The sequence below is a fragment of the Hydrogenophaga sp. BPS33 genome, from assembly GCF_009859475.1.
Lineage (GTDB): Bacteria > Pseudomonadota > Gammaproteobacteria > Burkholderiales > Burkholderiaceae_C > Hydrogenophaga.
This window is the reverse complement of the sequence record NZ_CP044549.1, coordinates 6,262,330-6,284,215: the sequence shown is the minus strand read 5'-3', so window position 1 is coordinate 6,284,215 and position 21,886 is coordinate 6,262,330. Positions and strand designations below refer to the sequence as shown.

Here is a 21,886-nt window from a genome sequence, read left to right as displayed (position 1 = left end):
GGCCCCGCAGTGCGCAGCACGGAGGGTAGTCCCGTGAGCGCCGTGCCGGGACGCCTCTCGGGGCCGGCCCTGTTGTGCACGCTCGGTGCGTTGCTGGCGGTCACGCTGGTTTGGGCTGCGGGGCAGGGCGCGTACAGCCTGCCCTTGCAGGATCTGCCGGCGGTGTTGCGGGGTGCAGTCTCGGGCCGCACCGGCAGCAGCGGTGCCGAACTCGTGTTCTTCAACATCCGTCTGCCACGCCTGGTGCTGGGACTGGTGGCGGGCGCTGGCCTGGGCCTGGCCGGTGCGCTCATGCAGGGTCTCTTTCGCAACCCGCTGGCCGATCCCGGCCTGATCGGTGTGAGCAGCGGCGCGGCGCTGGCCGCAGGATGCGCCATCGTCATGGGCAATGCCTGGTTCCCGGACCTGCCGCGCGCGTTGGGCAGCTGGACGCTGGTGCTCATGGCCTTTGCCGGGGGACTCTCGGTCACGGTGCTGATCTACCTGCTCTCGCGCGGCGAGGGCGGCACGCGCGTGGGGCTGATGCTGCTGGCGGGCATTGCGGTCAACGCATTGGCCGGTGCCGGTTTGGGTCTGCTCAACTTCCTCGCCACCGACGAGCAGTTGCGCAACCTGCAGTTCTGGCTGCTGGGCAGCCTGGGCGGCGCGCGCTGGAGTGCGGTGGGGCTGGTGGGGACCATCACCTTGCTGGCGGGCGTGGTGGGTTTGCGCCTGGCGCGCCCGCTCAACACGCTCGCGCTGGGCGAAGCGCAGGCCGTGCTGCTCGGTGTGCGGATCGAACGCGTGAAGCAGATCGCCATCGTGGCCACGGCACTGGCTGTGGGAGCGGTCACGGCCACCACCGGCATCATCGGTTTCATCGGCCTCGTCGCGCCGCACATGGTGCGGCTGGTGGCCGGTCCCGATCACCGCTGGGTGCTGCCCGGCTCCGCGCTGCTGGGCGCGGTGCTCGTGTTGCTGGCCGATGCGGTGGCGCGCACCGTCCTGCAACCGGCCGAGTTGCCATTGGGCGTGCTCACGGCGGTCGTGGGCGTGCCCTTTTTCCTGCTGCTGCTGCGAAGCGCGCACGGGAGGCGTCTGTGAACGCGCGCCATTTTGACGCTGTGCTCGCGGTCCCCGTGTTGAGCGAGCGCGAGGACCTGTGCGCGCGTGGTGTGGGCGTGTGCGCCGCCGGCCGCGCGCTGCTGCAAGGGGTGGACCTGCAACTCGTCCCCGGTGATGTGGGGGCCATCCTCGGCCCCAACGGCGCGGGCAAGTCCACCCTGCTCTCGGTGCTGGCGGGCCTGCGCGCGCCCGACAGTGGCCAGGTCACCCTCAACGGCCACGCCGTGACGCCGGCTCAAGTGCACCGGCTCGCGCGCCACCGCGCGGTGTTGCCGCAGGACACGGCAGTGGCCTTCGACTTTCAGGTGCAGGACGTGGTGGCGCTCGGGCGCTACCCGCACCATCTGCAGCCCTCGCGACAGGAGGCCGCGATCGTGCAGGCCGCCCTGCAGGCCACCGGCGTGGCCCACCTGGCGCAGCGCGCCATCGCCAGCCTGAGCGGCGGTGAACGCGCACGCGCGCAGCTCGCACGGGTGATGGCTCAGATCTGGGAGCCCTGCGCCGATGGCGCGCCGCGCTGGCTCCTGCTCGACGAGCCCACCGCCGCGCTCGATTTGCGCCACCAGCACGAGACCCTGGGCATGGTGCGGCGCTGGGCGCGCGAACAAGGCGTGGGCGTGCTCGCGGTGCTGCACGATCCCAACCTCGCATTGCGCTATGCCGACCGCTTGTGGGTGCTCGACCAGGGTGCGTTGCGCGCCAGCGGCCACCCGGCGCGTGTGCTGCGGCCTGCGCTGGTGCAGGAGGTCTGGAAGGTACAGGCCAGCACCGTCCGCGCGGCCGACGGCGTGCCGCAATTGCTCATCGCGGCCGCTGTGCCGCACATGCCAGGGAAGGACCACAACCTATGACATTGACCACCACAGTCGCCATGCCGTCCGCACGGCAGGACAGCCTGGCCGCGCGCGAGATCGCGGTGGAACACGCGGCCCTCACGCGCCAGCTTGCCAGTGTGCAGCGTCGCGTGGGCGAGTTGATGCGGGCCAACGCGCAGCGGGTGCAGGTCCTGGAGTGCGAGGTGGTGCAGTTGCGCGCCCAGCTCGTCGTCACGCGCACCAGCCTGTTCTGGGGCTTGAGCATGACGGGTGCGATGCGACCGCTGGCGCAGCGCGCGCAGATGTTCGCTGCAGCCGCTGAAGCCGCAGCGATGGCCGAGGCCAGTGGCGTGATCTGCCAGACCGGCTGCGTCGGACATGCCCACCCCTGGCTGGAGGCCGACGGCCAGTGCCGGCGCACGGGCGTGGCTTGCGAGCACGTGGCCACGCCACGGACCTCGACCGCCTAGGGCCTGTTCACACTATTTTTCCCCGACGCCCGGCAACGCGGGGCTGCGCTCACCTCTCTGGTGCGCTACGGGCGCTTTTGGGGCGATTAGGCGCGTGTTTTTTGTGCTGAACGGCGATTTTTACTGGTGTTTACCCTGGCCCGGGTCTTGCTCAATGAACGTATATTGACATGTACGTACTTGCGAACAAGATGACAATAGGCATGAACACCTCCGACGATCTCGATGTTCTTCAGAAGCGCCCGGCCAGTGGCGGGCGCACGATTTCCCTGGACCGCATGTCGCCGCTGCCGCTGTACGCGCAGGTGGTGCACCGCCTGCAGGACATGATCGCGCGCGGTGATTACCCGAGCGATGCCTTCTATTCCGAGAGCGAGCTGTGCAGCATCTTTGACGTCAGCCGCGCCACTGTGCGCCAGGCGTTGCAGCGCCTGTCCAGCGAAGGCTTTCTTTCGCGCCAACGCGGTAGCCGCACTTTCGTCAACCGCGAGCGCTTTGACGAAGCCTTCGACCCTTCGATGAACCTGCCCGAGCAGTGGGCGCGCAGCGGCCGTCCGCTTTCGCTCACGTTGGCGCGCTTTGACATGCTGCCCTGCAGCGACGAGGTGGCGGCCATGCTGCGCATTCCCAAAGGCACGCTGGTGCTGCAGGTGGAGCGCATGCGAAGCGATGCCAGCGGCCCGGTGTCGTACGACTACCGCTACATCCACCCCGACTTCGGCGACTCCATGCAGCGCTCCGAAGCGGCCAGCCAGTCGCTGCTGGACCTGCTCAAGCGCCGCGTGCGGCTGCGCCGGGGCGACAACCGCATTGAGGCCTCTCTGGCCGGCGAGGAGGGTGAGCAGATGCTGCAGCTCGATCCGTACAGCCCGTTGCTGGTGCGCGAGATGGTCTATTACACCGACACCGACATGCCCGTGATGTGTGGGCGCTCCATCTACCCGGCCAAGCGCATGCGCTGCGGCTTCTCGGTGGACCTCGGCGCCAAGGACGCAGGCGGCGTCAGCCAATTCCACATCAACGACGACGCGACGACCGATCTGCCCAGCGACATGGCCCGCGCGCCGACCTGAGCACTGCGCTTCGTCGGCCCGCCTTCCGCCCTTTCTCACACCCCTTCTCCAAAGGAATCTCTGTGACATCGCCCAGCTCTTCATCCGCCGTTGCCCCGCCGCTGGAGTCCGCCGCCGCGCAGGCCGCCAGCGCCATACGCGCGCGCCCGCCGCGCTTCAACTTCCACCACCTGCTGCCCTGGATCGTGCCGATCTGTGCGTTGATCCTGTGGCAAGCGTCGGCCACCTTTGCCTGGGTCTCGCCCGGCACGCTGCCGGCACCCACCGCTGTGCTGCAGGCCGCGCTCGACTTGATGGAAACGGGCGAGCTGCAGAAGGGCATCGGGGTCAGCCTGATGCGCATCGCCGCGGGCTTCGGCATCGGTGCCACGCTCGGCCTGGTGCTGGGCTTCCTGGTCGGCATGTCCAACGTGGCCGAAGGCCTGGTCGACCGCACGCTGCAGATGGTGCGCGTCGTGCCCCACCTCGCGCTCGTGCCCTTGATGATCGCGTGGTTCGGCATCGGCGAAGAGCCCAAGATCATTCTCGTGGCCATGGGCACGCTGTTCCCGGTGTACCTGAACACGGTCAACGGCATCAAGAACGTGGACGCGCGCCTCATCCAGCTGGGCCGCGCCTACGGCCTGAACCAGTGGGAGCTGATCCGCGACGTCATCCTCATGGGTGCGATGCCCTCCATCCTCACCGGCATCCGCTACTCACTCGGCGTGGCCTGGCTCACGCTGGTGGTGGCCGAGACCATCAACGCGCAGGACGGCATTGGCTTCATCGCGCAGAACGCGCGCGAAATGATGCGCAACGACCGCGTCATCCTGGCCATCCTGATCTATTCGTTCGCCGGCCTGCTGGCCGACCAATTGACCCGCCTGGTCGAAGCGCGCGTGCTTCGCTGGCACAGCAGCTACCAACCCCGAGGAGCCCAACCATGAACGCCGTCGTCGGCCTCCAGATCCGCGACCTGGGTCACAGCTACGGCGCCAGCCGCGTGTTCGACCGTCTCGATCTCGACATCGAGCCTGGCAGCTTCGTCTCCTTCCTGGGCGCCAGCGGCACCGGCAAGAGCACCTTGCTGCGCCTGATCTCCAAACTGGAGAAGCCGGTGCGCGGCCAGATCTCGCCTGTGGGGCAGCGCGCGGACCACGCGCCGCCCACCATCCGCGTGATGTTCCAGGAAGACCGCCTGCTGCCGTGGCGCACCGCGTTGCAGAACGTGCAACTGGGCCTCAACGGCCGCGAACAAGACGCGCTCACACTCATGAAGGCCGTTGGCCTGCAGGGCAAGGAAACGCTGTGGCCCTCGCAGCTCTCGGGTGGCCAGCGCCAGCGCGTGGCACTAGCGCGCGCGCTGATTCAGCACCCGGACTGGCTGATGCTCGACGAACCCTTCGGCGCGCTGGACGCGCTCACCCGGGTGACCGCGCAGCAACTGCTCGAGAGGCTCTGGCTGGAGAAGCCTTGCACCGTCATGCTCGTCACGCACGACGTCGAGGAGGCCCTGGTGCTGTCCGACCGCGTGATCGTCATCGGCGACGGCGGCGTGCTGCAAGACATCCGCATCGACCTGCCACGCCCGCGCCACCGCGGCGACGCCCATCTCGCCAAGATGAAAGAGTCGCTTCTCGAGAGTCTCATCCATTGAGCTCTTTGTCCGTTACCACCTTCCCCGCCTTCTTTCACCACTTTCATGGAGTTCCCGATGTCTAGCCTGTCTTCGTCTGTTTGCTCCCCATCGTCCTGCGCGCTGTCGCGCCGTTCGCTGTTGACGGCCGCCGCCGGCGGCACCGTGCTGAGCGCCGTGCCCGGCCTGTCCCTGGCGCAGGGCAAGATGCCCGCGTCCATCCGCTACGCGTTGATCGGCGAAGGCAAGGCCGAGCCGGGCACCGTGCTGCGCTACGGCATCGGCGGCATGAACCCGTCGAAGGACCTGGGGGGCGCCAAGATCGACTGGCGCCCGGGCTTCCCCGCCACGCTGCCCATCATTGAAGCCATTCGCGGTGGCGCGATCGACTTCTCCTTCGCCACCTCCACCGCCATGATCTACGCGGTGGGCGGCAAGGTGCCGGTGGTGCCGCTGGGCGTGTATCCCTTGCCCAGCGACACCTGCTACCTGCTGGTCCACGCCGACTCGGGCATCAAGAGCGTGCAGGACCTCAAGGGCAAGCGCGTGGCCGACCACCGCGGTACCACCGGCACCTACGCCCTGGTGCGCACACTCGAGGCTGCGGGCATGAAGCTCTCGGACATCCAGTACGTGAACCTGGCCGCGCCCGATGCGGAAGCCGCCTTCGCCAACAAGCGCATCGACGCCTGGCTGTCGTGGCAGCCCACGATGGAGTTGGCGCGCCGCCGCTACAACGCCACCATGCTGCCCGGCGTGAAGACCTACGACTACGGCTTCTTCGTCGCGCGCGAACAGTTCGCCAAGGACCATCCCGAAGCTGTCGCCATCCTGCTGCGCAACGTGCGCGACGCGCAGCGCCAGCTCGAGGCCAAGCCCGAAGAGGTGGTGGGCCAGTTCCAGAAGCTCGGCGGCTTCGGCAACAATCCGATGGAGCACGACGTGTACCTCTACCTGGCCAAGAACCGCCTGCTCTCGTACTCCGGCGCGGGCAGCCTCAAAGCGGTCGACGAGAACACCGCCAACGAAGTGCAACGCCTGGCCGACAGCTTCCACGAACTCAAGATCTACCCGGAAAAAATCAAGATCAAGGAGTGGCTCATGAGCGCCACACCGCCGAACGTGCGCGACGCCGTCGCGGCCGAGCTGCGGCGCAGTGCCTGATGTCCACCGCCATCCCCGAAAGCCATTCATGAGCACCGCGTATCTCGAAGTACCCACCATCCTGGACCGTCCCGAGCAGCGTTTCCCGCTCGACCTGGGCGTGCGCATCCCGCGCATCCGCGACCTGCTGCGCAACGCCACGCACAACCAGTGGAACCCCGCTACCGATGTGGACTGGGACGCCCTGCGCCCCGAGGACTACACCGAAGAGCAGCGCTTGGGCGCGCGTTACTACTGGAGCCGGCGCGCCTGGAGCGAGTACGGCGCGATCTCCGAGAGCCCGACGCTGCAGATTCGCTATTGCGTGGGCAAGTTCGCGCCCGACATGCAGCTCTACTTCACGCTGCGTTCGCAAGAAGAGTCGCGCCATGCCGAGGCCTGCTACCGCATGGCCGAGAAACTCGGTGGCTATTTCGAAGCGCCGGCCAAGACCGAGTACCAGGGCGCTGTGGCCACGCACGGCGTGCGCCGCGCTGCGCTCGATCCCGATGCCAGCCTGGAGAGCACCATTGCCGCGTTGGTGTGCGCGGCCGAGGAGATCGCGTTCGACGTGTTCCGTCACCTCGTGGAGATCACGCCCAACCCGGTGGCGCGCCAGATCTGCAAATTCATCATGCGCGACGAGGTACGCCACTGCGCGTTCGGCTGGCACTTCATCCAGAGCCGCCTGCCGCACATGACAGCCGATGAGATCGAGAACATGCGCCAGGCGGTGATCACCATGATCGAGAAGGTCGAGCTCAACGGCTACCACTCGGCGTGGCTGGCGCCTTCGTCACCCTCCACCGAAGTCGAAATGGCGCACGACCGCCTGGCCTGGGAAGCCGGCCTGGGCGCCATCGTCGAGGAACTGGAGAAACCCATCTTCGCTGCATCGCTGGCGCGCATCCGCGCGGAGATGAAGAACGCCTGGGGCATCGACATCCCGATGTTCCGCCACCACAAGTACGACACGGAGATCTGAAGGATGACCGCATTGCAAGCGTCGCCTGGCACCGGCACCACCGCCATCCTGGTGGAGCAGCGTTTTCCGCTGGGTTTGAGCACCACCATCGATTCGATCCGCTCGCTCTACGAGCAGGCCAAGGTCGGGCGCTGGGATCCTTATCGCGACGTGGTCTGGGACGACCTGCGCGCCAGCGCCTTCGACGAAGCCACGCGAGACGCCGCGCGCCGTGTCTGGAGCCGTCGCGCCTGGACCGAATACACCGGTCTGGCCGAGACGCCCGCGTTGCTGGTGCGCTTCTGCCTGGAAATGGGGCGCGAGGCCGATCCCAAGTACTTCCTGACCGTGCGCAACACCGAAGAGGCCTGGCATATCGAGTGCTTTCACCAGATCGCCGAGAACCTCGGCGGCTACCTCGATCGCCCTGTGAATCCCGCGTGGGAAGCGGTGTTCAACCAGCACCGCTATCGGCTTGCACTCGACGGCCGCCAGCCGCTCGACCCCTACGTGGCGGTGCACTGCGCGATGGAAGACGGACTGGAGTTCGACCTGAGCACGCTGTACCGCCAGCACAGCCGCCATCCCGTGGTGGCCACGGTGATGGAGAAGATCACCCAGGCCAAGCAACGCCACGCCACCTTCGGCTGGTTGTACCTGGAGAACCGCGCCGCGCAGATGGACGCTACCGCCCGCACGGCCGTGGCCGAGCACATCGGCCGCTGGATCGGCGAGGTCCTGTGGAAGGGCTACCACGTGCCCACGCTGGCCACCGAGATCGACACGGCGCAGGACAGGGAGGATCGCCGCTTGCTCGCGCAAGCCGGCCTGGGAGCCGCCGTCGCGGCCGACGAAGAAGCGGTGTTGCTGGACTGGCTCACGCGCTCGCGCCAACGGCTGGGCGAACTCGACATCGAACTGCCCCTTATGCGGCATGACCGCCTGGGGCTCGTGTGAGTCCGCGCGAAAGACCCATTGAAGAACGGAGAGAGGCGTGACATTGACCGATCTGCAGCCGCCCAGCGATGGCGGCGATGTTTTTGACAATGCGTCCCCGGCGTACCGGCCCCAGCCGACGCCTGAGATGCAGCGCGTGCTCGACATCCTGACCGAGCGCAAGAAGGGTCAGCCCAGCCGCTACGAGATTTCGTTCGAGGACGCGCGCCGCGCCCTGATCGAAGAGCGCAAGTGGTGGATCGAGACGGCGCCGCGCATGGCCAGTGCCGAAGAACAGCAGATGGTGATCGAGGGACGCAGCGTGCGCATGCGGCGCAACCTGCCGATCGACGCGCGCGAAGACACCGAGATCATCTACCTGCACGGCGGAGGCTGGTGCGTGGGCGCGATCGAGACGCACGACGCGATCGTGCGCGGCCTGGCCGATGCGACGCGCCACCCTGTGCTCGCACTGGATTACTCGCTCGCTCCCGAGCACCCGTTCCCGGCCGCTTTCCACGACCTCACGCGCGTGCTGGCCGCGCTGCGCCGGGAGCGGCCGCCCGGCACGCGCTGGGTGCTCGCGGGCGACTCGGCGGGCGCCAACCTCGCGCTGCTGGAAGCGATGCGCGCGCGCGACGCGGGTGAGCGCATGCCCGATGCCCTTCTGCTGTTGTACGGCGCCTACCTGCCGGTGCGCCCCACGCGCTCTTACGAAGCCTATGCCGATGGCCGCTTCGGCATGTCCAAGGCCGCCATGGTGCGCTACGAGCACCACTACCTCGGTGGGCGTCTGGGCGAGTCCGTGCCGCAGGCGTTCCCGATGTTCGCCGGCCTGCGCAAGCTGCCGCCGATGCTGATCGGCGCCTGCGAACTCGACGTGCTGTTCGACGACTCCCTGCGGCTGCACCAGGCCGTGCAGGACTACGGCGGCCACGCCGAACTGGAGGTCTACCGGGGCGCGGTGCACGGCTTCCTCACCTACGGCCGCATGATGGAAGCGCCGCGCCAGGCTTTCGAGAGCATGGGCCGTTTCCTGGACCGTGTGCTGGCGGTCGAACCGCAGGCGTTGTCGGCATGACCGCTGGGCGCGGTACCACGCCATCTGGCGAACCTGCGGCGGTCCTGCCCTTTCTCTCGATCGCCCGCGTCGACGCACTGGCGATTGAGCAGGGCGTGGCCTCATGCGCGTTCGGGCGGGACCTGCCCGTGCGTTGCGACTTGCTGGTGTGGGACTTGGGCGACACGGTGCGGCATTGGGACCGCGACGTAGAAGGCGATCGCAGCGCGCGCGTGCTGCCGCCCACCGCGTCGAACCGCTTGGCGCACCGCACGCGCGAAGCGCGGCGCGCGATCGGGGCCGCGCTGCAGCAGGGCGCGCTGGTGGTGGTTCTGGTGTCCGAAGCGCCTGATTTCCTGCTCCACACTCTGGAAGAGCCTGTGCCGCTGAGCCTGTTGGAAGCGTTGCCGGGCGATCCCGTGGCGCTTGAAGGCCTGGCGCAAGAGACCCGGATCACGGATTTTGGCGCACCCTTCGCCGCCTTCTTCGACGACACCCGCGCGCTGTTGCGCCCGACCTTTGCACTCGACGGCGGCGCTGGCATGCCGATCGCCCATGTCGGGCAGGCCTGCGTGGCGCGCTTCGACCGTCGCCACCCCGGTGGCGTGCTGCTGCTGCCCGCGCTGCGGCCCGATGCCGGCGCGGTGGAGCAACGGGTCTTGATGGAGGCGCTGGCGCGGCTCGTCGTGTCCTTGCGCCATGAGCACGCATCCCCCCTTCTTGCCGACACGATCTGCCTCCCGCCGGTGCTGCGGGATTGCCGGTTGGAGCAGCAGCAGATCGAGACCGAACTGCTGCGCCTGCAGGAACGCCGGGACGCGGCCGCCGCGCGCCGCCGCCAGCTCGAGTGGGGCTGGAGCTTGTGCGCGGGCGAACCCACATGGGCACTGGCCGACTTTGCGCGCGCCTGCGCGGGCGGTGGGTGGCAGCAGGAGCGCGTCACGGTCAGCCGGCGCGCTGTCGTGCTTAGCCGCGCGAACCAGGCCGTGAGCTTGATCGCGATCACCGCCGGCACCGAGGCCGACGCACAGACCGTGGCCATGGAAGCCGCGCGCTTGCGCCACCAGGTGGAAGACGAACGGGCCGGGATGGCCGCGCCCTGCCTGTTGGTCTACCTGGCCGACAACCATCTGCCGCTCGACCAGCGCCCAGGCCCGCCGGCGGCCTTGTGCGCCGCATGCGAGCGCCTCCAATTGCCCCTGTTCACCAGCGAGGCGCTGTACCGCGCATGGGCCAACGGTTCGCTCGACGCCCTGGTGGCGAGCGCCATACGCCACCCTTCTCAACGCACCACCACCCCGACCGCCGTATGAAAGTACACAACCCCATCACCATCGCCGCTCCGCTGGGCGCTTATTCGAACGGCATTTGCGCACCCGCCGGTGGCCGATGGCTGCACATCGCGGGCCAGGTCGGCGTGCTGCCGGACGGCAGCCTGGCCGATGGGGTCGAGGCACAAGCCGATGCGGCTTGGCGCAACCTGCTGGCGGTGCTGGCCGACGCCGACATGGGCGTGGAACACCTGGTGAAGGTGCAGCACTTCCTCATCGATCCGGCGGATCTGCCGGTGTACGGCGCGGTGCGCAAACGTTACCTCGGCGATGCGCGGCCTGCATCGACCTTGTTGTTCGTTGCAGGCTTGGCCCAGCCGGGCTGGAAAGTCGAAATCGACGCCGTGGCCTGGAGGATGTAGCTCCCCCCTGCGCCGCTGACGCGGCTTCCCCCCTCTGTTGCGCGCCTGCGGCGCTTCGAGCGGGGGACGGCATCTTGGGCCGGCAAAGCCGTCCCTCGATGCCTCTGGGTTGAGGCACGCTCGCCGGAGACGGACCCGCAGCTACACGGCCACCCAGTGGTTGTCGATCTGCAGACGCCCCGTGCGCGTGGTGGCCTTGGCGTCGATGCCTTCAGGGGCGCACCACACGCCTTCGGCACCGCTGGCCCACCAGTGTCCTTGTGCGGTGGCCAAGGCATAGGCCTGCCGATGCGCCACGTTCTGTTGCCACCGCGCATCGCTACCGAACAAGGCCAACGTGTTCGCGCGCGGGCAGCTCACCACGAAGCCGCCCTGCGGCAAAGCGCAGATGTCGCCGCCGTAGCCCTTGACGGTCGGTTGATTCACCGAGGCTTGCAGGCGCTCACCGTTCCACACCGCGAACACCGGCGCACGCTGCCGGGCATCGGCATCGGGGTGCTCGGCCTGCAGCGCGATGCCCACGGTCGATGAAGCGGGGTCCCACGCCAGGTGGCGGATGCTGAGGAACGGGTCTTCAAGGCGCCACTGACCGAGCAGGCGGCCATCGCGCGGATCCAGCGCGACCAGCGAGGCGTCCATGCGGTCGAGCTGGCGCTTGCTGCGCCCGGTCTCGGGCAGCGTGGGAATGCCGCCATTGGCCACGATCAGGCTGCCGGCCGCCATCTCGCCCACCTGCCGGGGCAGCACGATGAGCTCGTGCGGGTCCATGCCGTGCGTCGCCCACTCGGCCGTTTTTTCCAGCGAAGCGCCATCGCGCACGCCGAGGCGTCCTTGGGCGTTGGCCAGATCGGTCTCGGTCGTCCACAGCGTGTTGCCATCCGCACTGGCGATGGCATGGCCGTTGAAGCGGCGGTCGTCGTCGATCCAGTGCCACTGCGTGCGCCCGCTTTGGGGGTGCCAGCGCAGCAGCCAATCGCCCGGTCGGCGCGCCGTGGCCAGCACGCTGCCATCGGCTTCGTGCAGCAGACCGTGCGCGCGCGTGGGCACCGCCAGCGAGCGCTGCACCGACCAGCGCGCGCCGTTTACACCGATCACACCGATGCGGTGTTCATCCGACGTCTGCCAGGCCGAAAGCAGGCGCGCCGCATGGGGTGAATTTCCCCACACAGGCGTGACGCCCAGCGCTGCTGCGCTCAGCAGCCATTGCCTGCGTGAGAGGCGTGCAGAGGTGTTCATTTTTCAGTCCCCGTCCGCGTCGGAAAACCCCAAAGGCACATCCAGCGCCGCCGCCACCTCGTTCTGGAACAGCACCGTCACCGCCTTCATCGATTTCGCGAGTGCCAGCAACTCGCGTTCACTGGAACGCGGCGTGAGCTTCTCCATGCCGGCATTCACCTGGCCCAGCGCCTGGCCCCACTTCTGCGCCAGCGCCAGGTGCCCACGGCCCATCAGCAGCGCTTCCATTGGCACCAGCGCCTGGCCCGCCGGCGGTGGCGGCGCGCCGGGTGGCAGGCGGCCTTGGGTGCGCAGGCTTTGCCATTGCGCGCGCCAGTCGCGCAGGTTGCTCTCGCGGTCCAGCCGTGCGTACGGCACCGGCGTGCCCTTGGCCGCGTTGCCCGTGGTCTGGTGCGTGGTGATGGGTTTCTCGATGTGCGCCCAGCGCAGCCGCTCCAGACCCGCGAGCCACTGGTTGACCCATTCGGCGAGCGAAGCGGTGGTGACCTCGGGTTCGTCTTCCCACGCCTTCGTGGCCCATGGGCCGAGCTCGTTCTGCAGCGCACGTGCTTCGGCGGCGATGCCCCGCGCGATCAATCCGCCGTAGCGGCAGGCATCGGGCGTCGGCGCCTTGCGGGACCATTGCTGCAACAACAGGTCCAGCGCCGGAAAACCCTTGGCCGGCGTGCCCACGCGCTCCATGTCGGCCAGCGTGGCGGGGGCTTTTTCCATTGAGCGTCGCAGCAGGTCCGGCCGCGTGGGCCAGAAGTCGATCTGGCGCTGCGAGCGCCGCGTCACCAGGGGGCCGACGGCGGGCGTGGACAGGGCTTCCCAACGCTCCAGCGTGGTCTGCCATTGCGCACGCAACGCTGACAAGGTCGCCTGGCCTTGGCAGAGCTGGTCCGCGGCGCTCACCAGCCGATCGGCTTCGCTCTGGAAGGCCTTCGCAAGCGGCGGCAGATGGTGGGTGTAGAGCCCTTGCATCGCCTGCTCGGCCGAGTAGTACGGCGCGGCCACGACAGGGGCGTTTTGCGCCGTGGCCATGCCGCAGGCGGTCAGCGTCCAGGCCAGCGCCAGAGGGATAGGGGCAACTTTCATAGCGACTCCACAAAGAGCACCAGCGACTGCCGGTCGCGGCGGTTCATCTTGAGCACCTGTTCTTTCGATGCCTGCGCTTCTCCGCCGTGCCAGAGGATGGCTTCAAGCACCCCGTTGGCACGCCCGTCGTGCATCAGGCGGGTGTGGCCGTTGACGTCTCTGATCAGGCCGATGCCCCACAGCGGTGGTGTTTTCCACTGCTGGCCGTTGGCGAGAAAGTCGGGGCGGCCGTCGGCGAGGTCGGGCCCCATGTCGTGCAGCAACAGGTCGGTGTAGGGCCAGATGCGCTGGCCTTTGAGCGCCGGGCTGGTCAGTTTGGGGAACGGTCCTTCTGCGGTGACGTAGCTCGGGCGGTGGCACGCCGCGCATTGCGCCTGTGCGAACAGCGCCTGGCCACGCAGCACCTGCGCGTCCTTCACGTTGCGCCGCGCCGCGGGCGCCAGCGTGGCCTGGTAGAAGACCACCTGGCCGAACGTGTCGTCGTCGATCTCGGGTTTCTGTGCCACCGCCATCGAGGCCGGCACGATGCCCGCGCTGCCGTTGGTGCGGCCGCCGCCATGGGGCGCGGCCAGGCAGTCCTTCTGCGCTGGCGTGCAGGTCTCTAGCGGGTGCACGCTGGAAGTGATGCCCATGTCGCCATGGAAGGCTCCGGCGGTCTGGTGCGCCAGCGTGGCCACGTTGGCCTTCCAGCCGAAGCGGCCCACGCGTTCACCCTGCGCGAACACGTCCCACACCCGGTTGGCCTGGCCTTTGATGGGGCCGGGCGCGGCCGCCTGATCGCGCGCATTGCGCAGAATTTCCGCCTCGGGAATCGCTTCCAGCAGGCCCACGCCGGCGAGCTGCGGCGCGATGCGCGGGCTCACCATCAGGCCCGGTGCGAACGGGCCGTAGGCCAGGTCGGTGAGCTTGTAGAGCGGCTGCCGCAGCGTGTAACGCGTGCCGTCGGTGAAGCGGCCGTGGATCGGCCGCGAGCGGATCTCCACCCGGCCCTCGGGCTTCACGCCCTGGATCGCCGCGTTGTTGAACTGGTCGCCGTACACCGGGTCGGGCCGCACGCCTGCCTTGGGGTCGGGTGTGCCGGCGACAGAAAGGCGAATCAGCAGGGCCACCGTGCCTTCGGGTTCGGGGCCGAGCGTGTTCTTCCACTCGGGCGGTTCGCCCCGGCCGTCCAACACATGGCAGCCGGCGCAGGCGCGCGCGATGAAGTGCGGCCCCAGCCCATCGCGCGCGGTGGTCGACGCCGGTGCCTCGACCCAGTTGCGCTTGAAGAAAGAATTGCCGATCACGAAGCGCGTGCGCCCCGGGTCGTCCAGATTGGCCAGTGGAAAGGAAAACGCGTTCTTGCCCGTGGCGTAGACCGTGGTCGCGCCACCGGTCTTCTCACCGAGTGGGTCAGGTGCTTCGTCGGCGTGCAGGACAAAGGCGGTCGCGCCGCCGAGCAGGACCCCCATGGCGAGCGCGAAGCGCGTGGCTTTGGGAAAGAGCGACATGGTGAGGACTACAGAAGATGCAAGTGCAGCAATGAAAACAGCAAACCAAAGGTGCGGGCATTGCAAAAAGGGAAACCTCTTCACGCGTGCCCCTCACCCCAGCCCTCTCCCCAGAGGGGCGAGGGAGTGAAGGCACGGCTCCGGCGAGACGTGCCTTCATCCACAGACACCAAGGGACGGCTCCGCCGGCCCAAGGTGTCGTCCCCCCTCGAAGCGCCGAAGGCGCGCAACAGAGGGGGGAAGCCGCGTCAGCGGCGCAGGGGGGTGTTCAGGGTTCCACCAACGTCAGCTTGGCGATGCCCACCGCAGTGGCCGATTCCACCAGCAGCTTGGACTGCGCGACCAGGCTCGCCACGGTTTTCTCGATCGCCGGGCGGCCGGCCGCTCCCTTGGCCAGCGCGCGGTCGAACGGTGCGGGAATGGATTCGGCACCCGCCACCGATGCGGCGATCTGCGCGGTCGTCTTCTCGGCCAGATCGGCCTTCTTGGCGGCGACCAGGTCGCGCATGCCCGGGCCTTGCAAGGTGCTGCCGTCGCGCTTCTTGTACTGACCCAGCCACACGTTCTGAATGCCGGTGGCATTGGTGACGATGTCGCGGTGCGTGTTGTCGGAGAAGCACGAGTGTTCGTCTTCCTGGTCCTGCGAATTCAGCGCCACTTCCATGCGCTCGCCCGAGAGTTCACCGCGCGAGAGCGAGCCCAGGCCCACGATGATCTTGCGCACCGATTCCTTGCCGCCCTTCTCGAAGCGCGCGCGGTAGTTTTTCTGGCCGGGCGCCCAGGCCTTGACGAGGAAGTTGAGGTCGTCGACCAGCAGCTCGGTCGCCACGGTCAGGAACTGACGGCGGCGGTCGGCATTGGGGGTCTTGCCGTCCACGTAGTCTTCGAACGAGCGGTTGCCCGGGCCGCTCTCGCTCAGGTCCTGGCCCCAGAGCAGGAATTCGATGGCATGCCAGCCGGAGCTGATGTTTTCCTCGCCACCGCGCTCGTTGAACTTGGCCAGGTTGGTCTTGGTGATCTTGAACTTGGTGTTGGCGATCAGGCCCGACTTGGGCTTGCCCTGCACATAGTCCACGTACGACTCGTCCAGCGGCCAGGCGTTGATCTGGCCCTCGGGGCCCTTGTCGTCGTCGATCGGGCCGCCGTAAAAGCGGAACGCCTCGGTCTGGCCATAAAACTCGCGCGCGCCCAGCCAGGCTTTGCGCGCGGCCGCCAAGCCGTCGGCCGAGGGCGCGGCCACGAAGGCTTTGATGGCCGTCTGCATCTCCTGCGCGGCGGCGAGCGTGTCGCTGTAGTTGGCGTGTACCAGGGCCGCGTAGTGCGTGGCGACGGTGGCGTAGGTCGCCGCAGCCGGGGCCGTGGCAGTCGCGGGCGCGGCCGCTTGGGCGTGGGCCGTGGCCGACAGCAAGGATAGAGAGGCCGACAGGGCCAGAACGAGCAGAGTAGGTTTCATGGCGGGGCTTGAGGGAGGGAATCGAAGCCGGCCTGAACCGGCGGGGGGTCTCAGTGTAAATGAGAACGATTCTTAAAAAAGACTGAAAAGCCGCCAACCCTCTTGCCCGTGGGCTCATCGGCCCTTCCTGGACCTGCGTCAACCGCGCATCAGTGCCTCGATCTCGTCGGCCTTGACCGGCACATCCCGAGTGATGAGCTCGCAGCCCGTGGCGGTGACGATCGCGTCGTCCTCAATGCGGATGCCGATGTTCCAGAACTTTTCCGGTACGTTTTCACCCGGACGCACGTACAGACCCGGTTCGATGGTGAGCACCATGCCCGGGCGCAGGATGCGGCTGGGTCGGTCCTTGATGGTCTCGCCGCTCAAGGGGTCCTTGCGCTCGCTCACGCTGCCCAGTTCGGAAGGTTCCACGTAGCTGCCGCAGTCGTGCACGTCCATGCCCAGCCAGTGGCCGGTGCGGTGCATGTAGAACGGAAAGTAGCTGCGGTTGGCGATCACGTCCTGCGCGTTGCCGACCTTGTTCCTGTCCAGCAGGCCGACATCGAGCAGGCCTTGCGCCAGCACCGCCACCGTGGCCTCGTGCGGCTCGACGAAGCGTGCTCCGGCCCGGGTGGCGGCCACGGCCGCATCCTGGCTGGCCAGCACCAGGTCGTAGAGCTCGCGCTGCGGGCCGGTGAAAACACCGTTGGCCGGGAAGGTGCGGGTAATGTCGCTGGCGTAGCCGTCGAGTTCGCAGCCCGCGTCGATCAGCACCAGTTCGCCATTGCGGATGGGTGCGGCATCGGCGCGGTAGTGCAGCACACAGGCATTCGCGCCGGCGGCGACGATGCTGCCGTAGGCCGGGTATTGCGAGCCATGCTCGCGAAAGGTGTGCAGCAGCTCGGCGTCCAGGTGGTATTCGCGCACGTCCTGCCCGGCGCGCAGCATGGCCGCGCTGCGTTGCATCGCGCGGATGTGGGCCTGGGCGCTGATCTGCGAGGCGCGGCGCATGGTCGACTGCTCAAATGCGTCCTTGATCAGCCGCATGTCGTCGAGCACACCACACAGGTCGCGTTGCGAATCGGGGCACAGCGCGCCGTAGCGCACCCGCGCGCGCACCGGTTGCAGCCAGCCGTTGACACGGCTCTCCAGGCCCTCGTGCGTGGCGAAGGGGTACCACACGGTGCTGCGGTTCTCCAGCAGCTTGGGCAGGCGCTGGTTCAACTCGGTGACCGGGTAGGCCTCGCTCACACCCAGGTGCTCGGGCGCCGCATCGGGTCCCAGTCGAATGCCGTCCCAGATCTCGCGTTCGAGATCCTTGGGTTGGCAGAACAGCGTGGTGTGGCCTTCGGCGTTGATCACCAGCCACGCGTTGGGCTCGGTGAAGCCGGTGAGGTAGAAGAAGTAGCTGTCGTGGCGGTAGATGAAGTCGGTGTCGCGGTTGCGCGGGCGTTCCAGCGCGGTGGGCACGATGGCGATGCCGCCGGCCCCCAGTTGAGCTGCCACGCGGGCGCGGCGATCGGCGTAGAGGTCGGTGTGGGTGGTGGCGTCCATGGGCGCCATTGTGGAGCCTTTGAAGCAGACACGCCCACATCCAGGGCTCCCGAGGATCCGGCTCTGCCGGTCCCAGGGTGCGCCCCCTCAGGGGGGTGACGCCGCAGGCGGCGCGGGGGGGGCGTTCAATTCCGCCAGGCGTTCGGGCGTGCCCACGTCCACCCATGGCCCGCCGTACAGCTCGGCACTCACCCGCCCCGCGTGCATGGCACGGCGCAGCAGCGGTGCCAGCGGCTCGGCCGTGCCCTGCGGGTTGCCGGGGATGATCTCGCACCAGGGCGGTTCGAACAGCTCGCGCCGGTACAGGCCGATGGTGCTGTAGGTGTGCTTCACGTCGGCTTCGTTCAGCGCCAGGCCTTCGGGGCTCAGGCCGAAGTCGCCGCGCGGGTTGTGCGGCGGGTTGGGCACCAGCCAGATGTGGGCCAACCCGTCGCTGGCCTGGAAGCGCGCCACGCTCTGCGGCGTGAACGCGAAATCGGGCACGAACACGTCGCCCGCCAGCACCCAGAACACGTCGCCCAGCAAGGGCAGCGCGCGCGCAATGCCGCCGGCGGTCTCCAGCGCATAGCCAAAGTCCTGGCCTTCGCGAGAGACGGTCACGTGTGTGCCGGCGTGCCGGGCCTGCCAGTCGGCGCAGAACGCCTGCAGCTGTTCTTCGAGCCAGGCGGTGTTGACCACGAAGCGGGTGAAACCCGCGGCCGCCAGCGACTCCATGGGCCACTGGATCAGCGGCTTGCCACGCACCGCCAGCAGCGGCTTGGGCGTTTCATCGGTCAGGGGCCGCATGCGCATGCCGCGCCCGGCGGCGAGGATCATGGCCGGGATCGGGGGTGGGTTGGACGGGTCGGCGGCGAGTCGGGGCATGGTGGTGTGGGGTGTGCGTGCCGGGCACACGGGGCCACACGCGTCAGGAATTATGAGCGCGCGCGTGGTCATGGGCTGTTTCCAAGGGTCTCCCACAGCCGGGCCGATAAAATCGCAGGTTTTGCGCCGCCGCGCAGTCCTCCCTTTTCCAATACCCCCCGCACCATCCATGTTTGACGCCGCCAGCACCCCCACCAGCCCCGCTCCCGCCGCTTCGGCCGTCACGCCCCAGACCCAGGCCAACGCGATCCGCGCGCTGGCCATGGACGCGGTGCAGGCGGCCAACTCGGGCCACCCGGGAGCGCCCATGGGCATGGCGGATATGGCCGTCGCGCTGTGGGGCCGCCACCTGCGCCACAACCCGAGCAACCCGCAGTGGGCCAACCGCGACCGTTTTGTGCTCTCCAACGGCCATGGCTCCATGCTGATTTACGCGCTGTTGCACCTCACGGGCTACAAGCTGCCGATTGGAGAACTCAAGAACTTCCGCCAGTTGCACAGCAAGACCGCGGGCCACCCGGAAGTGGGCATCACCCCGGGCGTGGAAACCACCACCGGCCCGCTCGGCCAGGGCATCACCAACGCGGTCGGCATGGCGCTGGCCGAGAAGCTGCTGGCGTCCGAGTTCAACCGCGATGGCCACCCGATCGTGGACCACCACACCTATGTTTTCCTGGGCGACGGCTGCCTGATGGAAGGCATCAGCCACGAAGCCGTGGCCCTGGCAGGCGCCTGGAAGCTCAACAAGCTGGTGGCGCTGTACGACGACAACGGTATTTCCATCGACGGCCAGGTCACGCCCTGGTTCATCGACAACACCGCCTTGCGCTTCACCGCCTGTGGCTGGAACGTGATCGGCCCGATCGATGGCCACGACGTGGACGCCGTGGACCGCGCCATCCACGATGCGAAGAACAAGGCCGAAGGCCCCACGCTGATCATCTGCAAGACGCACATCGGCAAGGGCAGCCCGAACCGCGCCAACACCGCCAAGGCGCACGGCGAGCCGCTGGGCACGGAAGAAATCCAGCTCACGCGCGAAGCCCTGGGCTGGATGCACAAGCCCTTCGACATCCCGAAGGACGTGTACGCCGCGTGGGACGCGAAGGACGTCGGCAAGTCCTTCGAGGCCCACTGGAACGAGCAGTTCGCTGCTTACAAGGCCGCTTTCCCTGAACTCGCCAAGGAATTCACCCGCCGCATGAAGGGCGAGCTGCCGAAGAACTTCGCGCAGGTCGCGGTGGACGCCGCCATCGGCGCGCACACCAAGGCCGAAACGGTGGCCAGCCGCAAAGCCAGCCAGCTCGCGCTGGAAACCTTCACCGCCGCGCTGCCCGAACTGCTCGGCGGCAGCGCCGACCTCACCGGCTCCAACCTCACCAACACCAAGTCCACCCCCAGCCTGCGCTTCAACATGGCCGGCGACGTGGTCAAGAACGAACAGGGCCAGGGCGGTCGCCACATCAACTACGGCGTGCGCGAGTTCGGCATGGCGGCGGTCATGAACGGCGTGGCGCTGCACGGCGGCTTCATTCCCTACGGTGGCACCTTCCTCACTTTCAGCGACTACAGCCGCAACGCCATCCGCATGGCCGCGCTGATGAAGCAGCGCGTGATCCACGTGTTCACGCACGATTCCATCGGTCTGGGTGAAGACGGCCCGACCCACCAGTCGATCGAACACGCGGCCAGCCTGCGCCTCATTCCCAACCTGGACGTCTGGCGCCCGGCCGACACGGCCGAAACCGCCGTCGCCTGGGCCGTGGCGCTGGAAAACGCCAGCCGCCCGACCGCGCTGCTGCTCAGCCGCCAGAACCTGCCTTACGCACCCAAGAGCGATCTGGGCCACATCTCCCAAGGCGCCTACGTGCTGGCCGAACCGGCCGAAGTGGGCCTGAAGAAGAAAGCCCAGGCGGTCATCATCGCCACCGGCTCCGAAGTGCAGCTGGCGCTGAAGGCCCAGGAGCTGCTGGCCACGGAACACAAGATCGCGGTGCGCGTGGTCTCCATGCCCAGCACCACCACGTTTGACCGGCAGAGCGCGGACTACAAGACCTCGGTGCTTCCCGCCGGCCTGCCGCGCATCGCGGTCGAAATGGGTGCGACCGACGGCTGGTGGAAATACGGCGTGTCCGCCGTGGTCGGCATCGACACGTACGGCGAGTCGGCACCGGCGCCGGTGCTGTTCAAGCACTTCGGCTTTACCCCCGAGAACGTGGCGGACACGGTGCGTGCCGTGCTCGCGAAACGCTGAGACCGCTGGTATTGAGTTAAGCCCGTTCGGGCTGAGCCTGTCGAAACCCTTCGACAAGCTCAGGGTGAACGGATCGATTTTTCAAAGGAGCATCCATGACCATCAAGATCGGCATCAACGGCTTCGGCCGCATCGGCCGCAACGTGCTGCGCAGTGCCATCCAGAACTTCCAGGACATCGAAGTCGTGGCCATCAACGACCTGCTCGAGCCCGACTACCTGGCCTACATGCTGCAGTACGACAGCGTGCACGGCCGCTTCAAGGGTGAGGTGACGGTCGAGGGCAACACCCTGGTCGTCAACGGCAAGAAGATCCGCCTCACGCAAGAGCGCGACCCGGCGAACCTGAAGTGGAACGAAGTCGGCGCTGACGTCGTGATCGAATCCACCGGTCTGTTCCTGGACAAGGTCACGGCCCAGAAGCACCTGGACGCGGGCGCGAAGAAGGTCATCCTGTCGGCCCCTTCCAAGGACGACACCCCGATGTTCGTCTTCGGCGTGAACGACAAGACCTACAAGGGCGAAGCCATCATCTCCAACGCCTCGTGCACCACCAACTGCCTGGCGCCCATCGCCAAGGTGCTCAACGACAAGTGGGGCATCAAGCGCGGCCTGATGACGACCGTGCACGCCGCCACCGCCACGCAGAAGACCGTGGACGGTCCGAGCAACAAGGACTGGCGCGGCGGCCGCGGCATCCTGGAAAACATCATCCCCAGCAGCACCGGTGCCGCCAAGGCCGTGGGCGTGGTGATCCCCGAGTTGAACAAGAAGCTCACCGGCATGAGCTTCCGCGTGCCCACATCGGACGTGTCCGTGGTCGACCTGACCGTGGAGCTGAACAAGGAAGCCACCTACGACGAGATCTGCGCCGAGATGAAGGCGCAGAGCGAAGGCGCATTGAAGGGCGTGCTGGGCTACACCACCGACAAGGTCGTGGCCACCGATTTCCGTGGCGACACCCGCACCTCGATCTTCGACGCCGACGCCGGCATCGCGCTGGACAAGACCTTCATCAAGGTCGTGAGCTGGTACGACAACGAGTGGGGCTACTCCAACAAGTGCCTGGAGATGGTGCGCGTGGTCGCCAAGTAAGCGCGT

At 67.7% G+C, this 21,886-nt stretch carries 20 protein-coding genes; 14 read left to right on the top strand and 6 right to left on the bottom strand.

Annotation, left to right across the window (positions count from 1 at the left end; all coding sequences use genetic code 11):
• The first annotated feature begins 33 nt into the window (after nucleotides 1-33).
• The 12 genes from F9K07_RS29165 (at nucleotide 34) to F9K07_RS29110 (ending at nucleotide 10,876) form a co-directional block, all read left to right on the top strand.
• Nucleotides 34-1,083 carry a FecCD family ABC transporter permease gene (locus tag F9K07_RS29165; RefSeq protein ID WP_236581748.1) on the top strand — a complete coding sequence of 350 codons (1,050 nt, stop codon included), beginning with the start codon at nucleotides 34-36 and terminating at the stop codon, nucleotides 1,081-1,083.
• Nucleotides 1,080-1,955 carry a heme ABC transporter ATP-binding protein gene (locus F9K07_RS29160; RefSeq protein WP_236581747.1) on the top strand — a complete coding sequence of 292 codons (876 nt, stop codon included), beginning with the start codon at nucleotides 1,080-1,082 and terminating at the stop codon, nucleotides 1,953-1,955. Before F9K07_RS29165 ends, F9K07_RS29160 begins: the two co-directional genes overlap by 4 nt.
• On the top strand, nucleotides 1,952-2,389 hold the full coding sequence (locus tag F9K07_RS29155) for a hypothetical protein (protein WP_159596716.1): 438 nt from the start codon (nucleotides 1,952-1,954) through the stop codon (nucleotides 2,387-2,389). Before F9K07_RS29160 ends, F9K07_RS29155 begins: the two co-directional genes overlap by 4 nt.
• A 203-nt stretch (nucleotides 2,390-2,592) precedes the next feature.
• On the top strand, nucleotides 2,593-3,462 hold the full coding sequence (locus F9K07_RS29150; protein WP_159596715.1) for a GntR family transcriptional regulator: 870 nt from the start codon (nucleotides 2,593-2,595) through the stop codon (nucleotides 3,460-3,462).
• Between the two features lie 62 nt (nucleotides 3,463-3,524).
• Nucleotides 3,525-4,391, top strand: a complete 867-nt coding sequence (locus F9K07_RS29145) for an ABC transporter permease subunit (protein WP_236581746.1) — start codon at nucleotides 3,525-3,527, stop codon at nucleotides 4,389-4,391.
• Complete coding sequence (locus F9K07_RS29140) at nucleotides 4,388-5,101, top strand: ABC transporter ATP-binding protein (protein WP_159596714.1); 714 nt, start codon at nucleotides 4,388-4,390, stop codon at nucleotides 5,099-5,101. Before F9K07_RS29145 ends, F9K07_RS29140 begins: the two co-directional genes overlap by 4 nt.
• Before the next feature lie 57 nt (nucleotides 5,102-5,158).
• Nucleotides 5,159-6,244 carry an NrtA/SsuA/CpmA family ABC transporter substrate-binding protein gene (locus F9K07_RS29135; RefSeq protein ID WP_159596713.1) on the top strand — a complete coding sequence of 362 codons (1,086 nt, stop codon included), beginning with the start codon at nucleotides 5,159-5,161 and terminating at the stop codon, nucleotides 6,242-6,244.
• Between the two features lie 28 nt (nucleotides 6,245-6,272).
• The gene (locus F9K07_RS29130) at nucleotides 6,273-7,208 is read left to right on the top strand and encodes a ferritin-like domain-containing protein (RefSeq protein WP_159596712.1); all 936 of its coding nucleotides are present in this window, start codon (nucleotides 6,273-6,275) and stop codon (nucleotides 7,206-7,208) included.
• A 3-nt stretch (nucleotides 7,209-7,211) separates the two neighbouring features.
• Nucleotides 7,212-8,144, top strand: a complete 933-nt coding sequence (locus tag F9K07_RS29125) for a hypothetical protein (protein ID WP_159596711.1) — start codon at nucleotides 7,212-7,214, stop codon at nucleotides 8,142-8,144.
• Nucleotides 8,145-8,181: 37 nt separating this feature from the next.
• Entirely contained in the window at nucleotides 8,182-9,204 is a 1,023-nt protein-coding gene (locus tag F9K07_RS29120; protein WP_159596710.1) for an alpha/beta hydrolase, read from the top strand.
• Nucleotides 9,201-10,496, top strand: coding sequence for a hypothetical protein (locus F9K07_RS29115; RefSeq protein ID WP_159596709.1), 1,296 nt, complete (start codon nucleotides 9,201-9,203; stop codon nucleotides 10,494-10,496). Before F9K07_RS29120 ends, F9K07_RS29115 begins: the two co-directional genes overlap by 4 nt.
• The gene (locus F9K07_RS29110) at nucleotides 10,493-10,876 is read left to right on the top strand and encodes a RidA family protein (protein WP_159596708.1); all 384 of its coding nucleotides are present in this window, start codon (nucleotides 10,493-10,495) and stop codon (nucleotides 10,874-10,876) included. The genes F9K07_RS29115 and F9K07_RS29110 overlap by 4 nt, the downstream gene beginning before the upstream one ends.
• Nucleotides 10,877-11,017: 141 nt before the next feature.
• Here the strand turns inward: F9K07_RS29110 and F9K07_RS29105 are convergent, their stop codons facing one another.
• From F9K07_RS29105 to F9K07_RS29080, 6 genes are all read right to left on the bottom strand, one after another.
• Nucleotides 11,018-12,112, bottom strand: a complete 1,095-nt coding sequence (locus F9K07_RS29105) for a DUF1513 domain-containing protein (RefSeq protein WP_159596707.1) — start codon at nucleotides 12,110-12,112, stop codon at nucleotides 11,018-11,020.
• Between the two features lie 3 nt (nucleotides 12,113-12,115).
• The gene (locus tag F9K07_RS29100; RefSeq protein WP_159596706.1) at nucleotides 12,116-13,189 is read right to left on the bottom strand and encodes an imelysin family protein; all 1,074 of its coding nucleotides are present in this window, start codon (nucleotides 13,187-13,189) and stop codon (nucleotides 12,116-12,118) included.
• Complete coding sequence (locus F9K07_RS29095; protein WP_159596705.1) at nucleotides 13,186-14,679, bottom strand: di-heme oxidoreductase family protein; 1,494 nt, start codon at nucleotides 14,677-14,679, stop codon at nucleotides 13,186-13,188. Before F9K07_RS29095 ends, F9K07_RS29100 begins: the two co-directional genes overlap by 4 nt.
• A 268-nt stretch (nucleotides 14,680-14,947) precedes the next feature.
• Nucleotides 14,948-16,132, bottom strand: a complete 1,185-nt coding sequence (locus F9K07_RS29090) for an imelysin family protein (RefSeq protein ID WP_159596704.1) — start codon at nucleotides 16,130-16,132, stop codon at nucleotides 14,948-14,950.
• A gap of 138 nt (nucleotides 16,133-16,270) precedes the next feature.
• The gene (locus tag F9K07_RS29085) at nucleotides 16,271-17,668 is read right to left on the bottom strand and encodes an aminopeptidase P N-terminal domain-containing protein (RefSeq protein WP_159596703.1); all 1,398 of its coding nucleotides are present in this window, start codon (nucleotides 17,666-17,668) and stop codon (nucleotides 16,271-16,273) included.
• 87 nt (nucleotides 17,669-17,755) lie between these two features.
• Complete coding sequence (locus F9K07_RS29080) at nucleotides 17,756-18,484, bottom strand: nucleotidyltransferase family protein (protein WP_159597156.1); 729 nt, start codon at nucleotides 18,482-18,484, stop codon at nucleotides 17,756-17,758.
• Nucleotides 18,485-18,701: 217 nt separating this feature from the next.
• On the opposite strand from F9K07_RS29080, the gene tkt reads away from it, so the two are divergent.
• Nucleotides 18,702-20,786: a transketolase gene (tkt, locus tag F9K07_RS29075; protein WP_159596702.1), complete on the top strand. Its 2,085-nt coding sequence runs from the start codon at nucleotides 18,702-18,704 to the stop codon at nucleotides 20,784-20,786.
• Nucleotides 20,787-20,881: 95 nt separating this feature from the next.
• Entirely contained in the window at nucleotides 20,882-21,880 is a 999-nt protein-coding gene (gap, locus tag F9K07_RS29070) for a type I glyceraldehyde-3-phosphate dehydrogenase (RefSeq protein WP_159596701.1), read from the top strand.
• The last annotated feature ends 6 nt before the right edge of the window (nucleotides 21,881-21,886 follow it).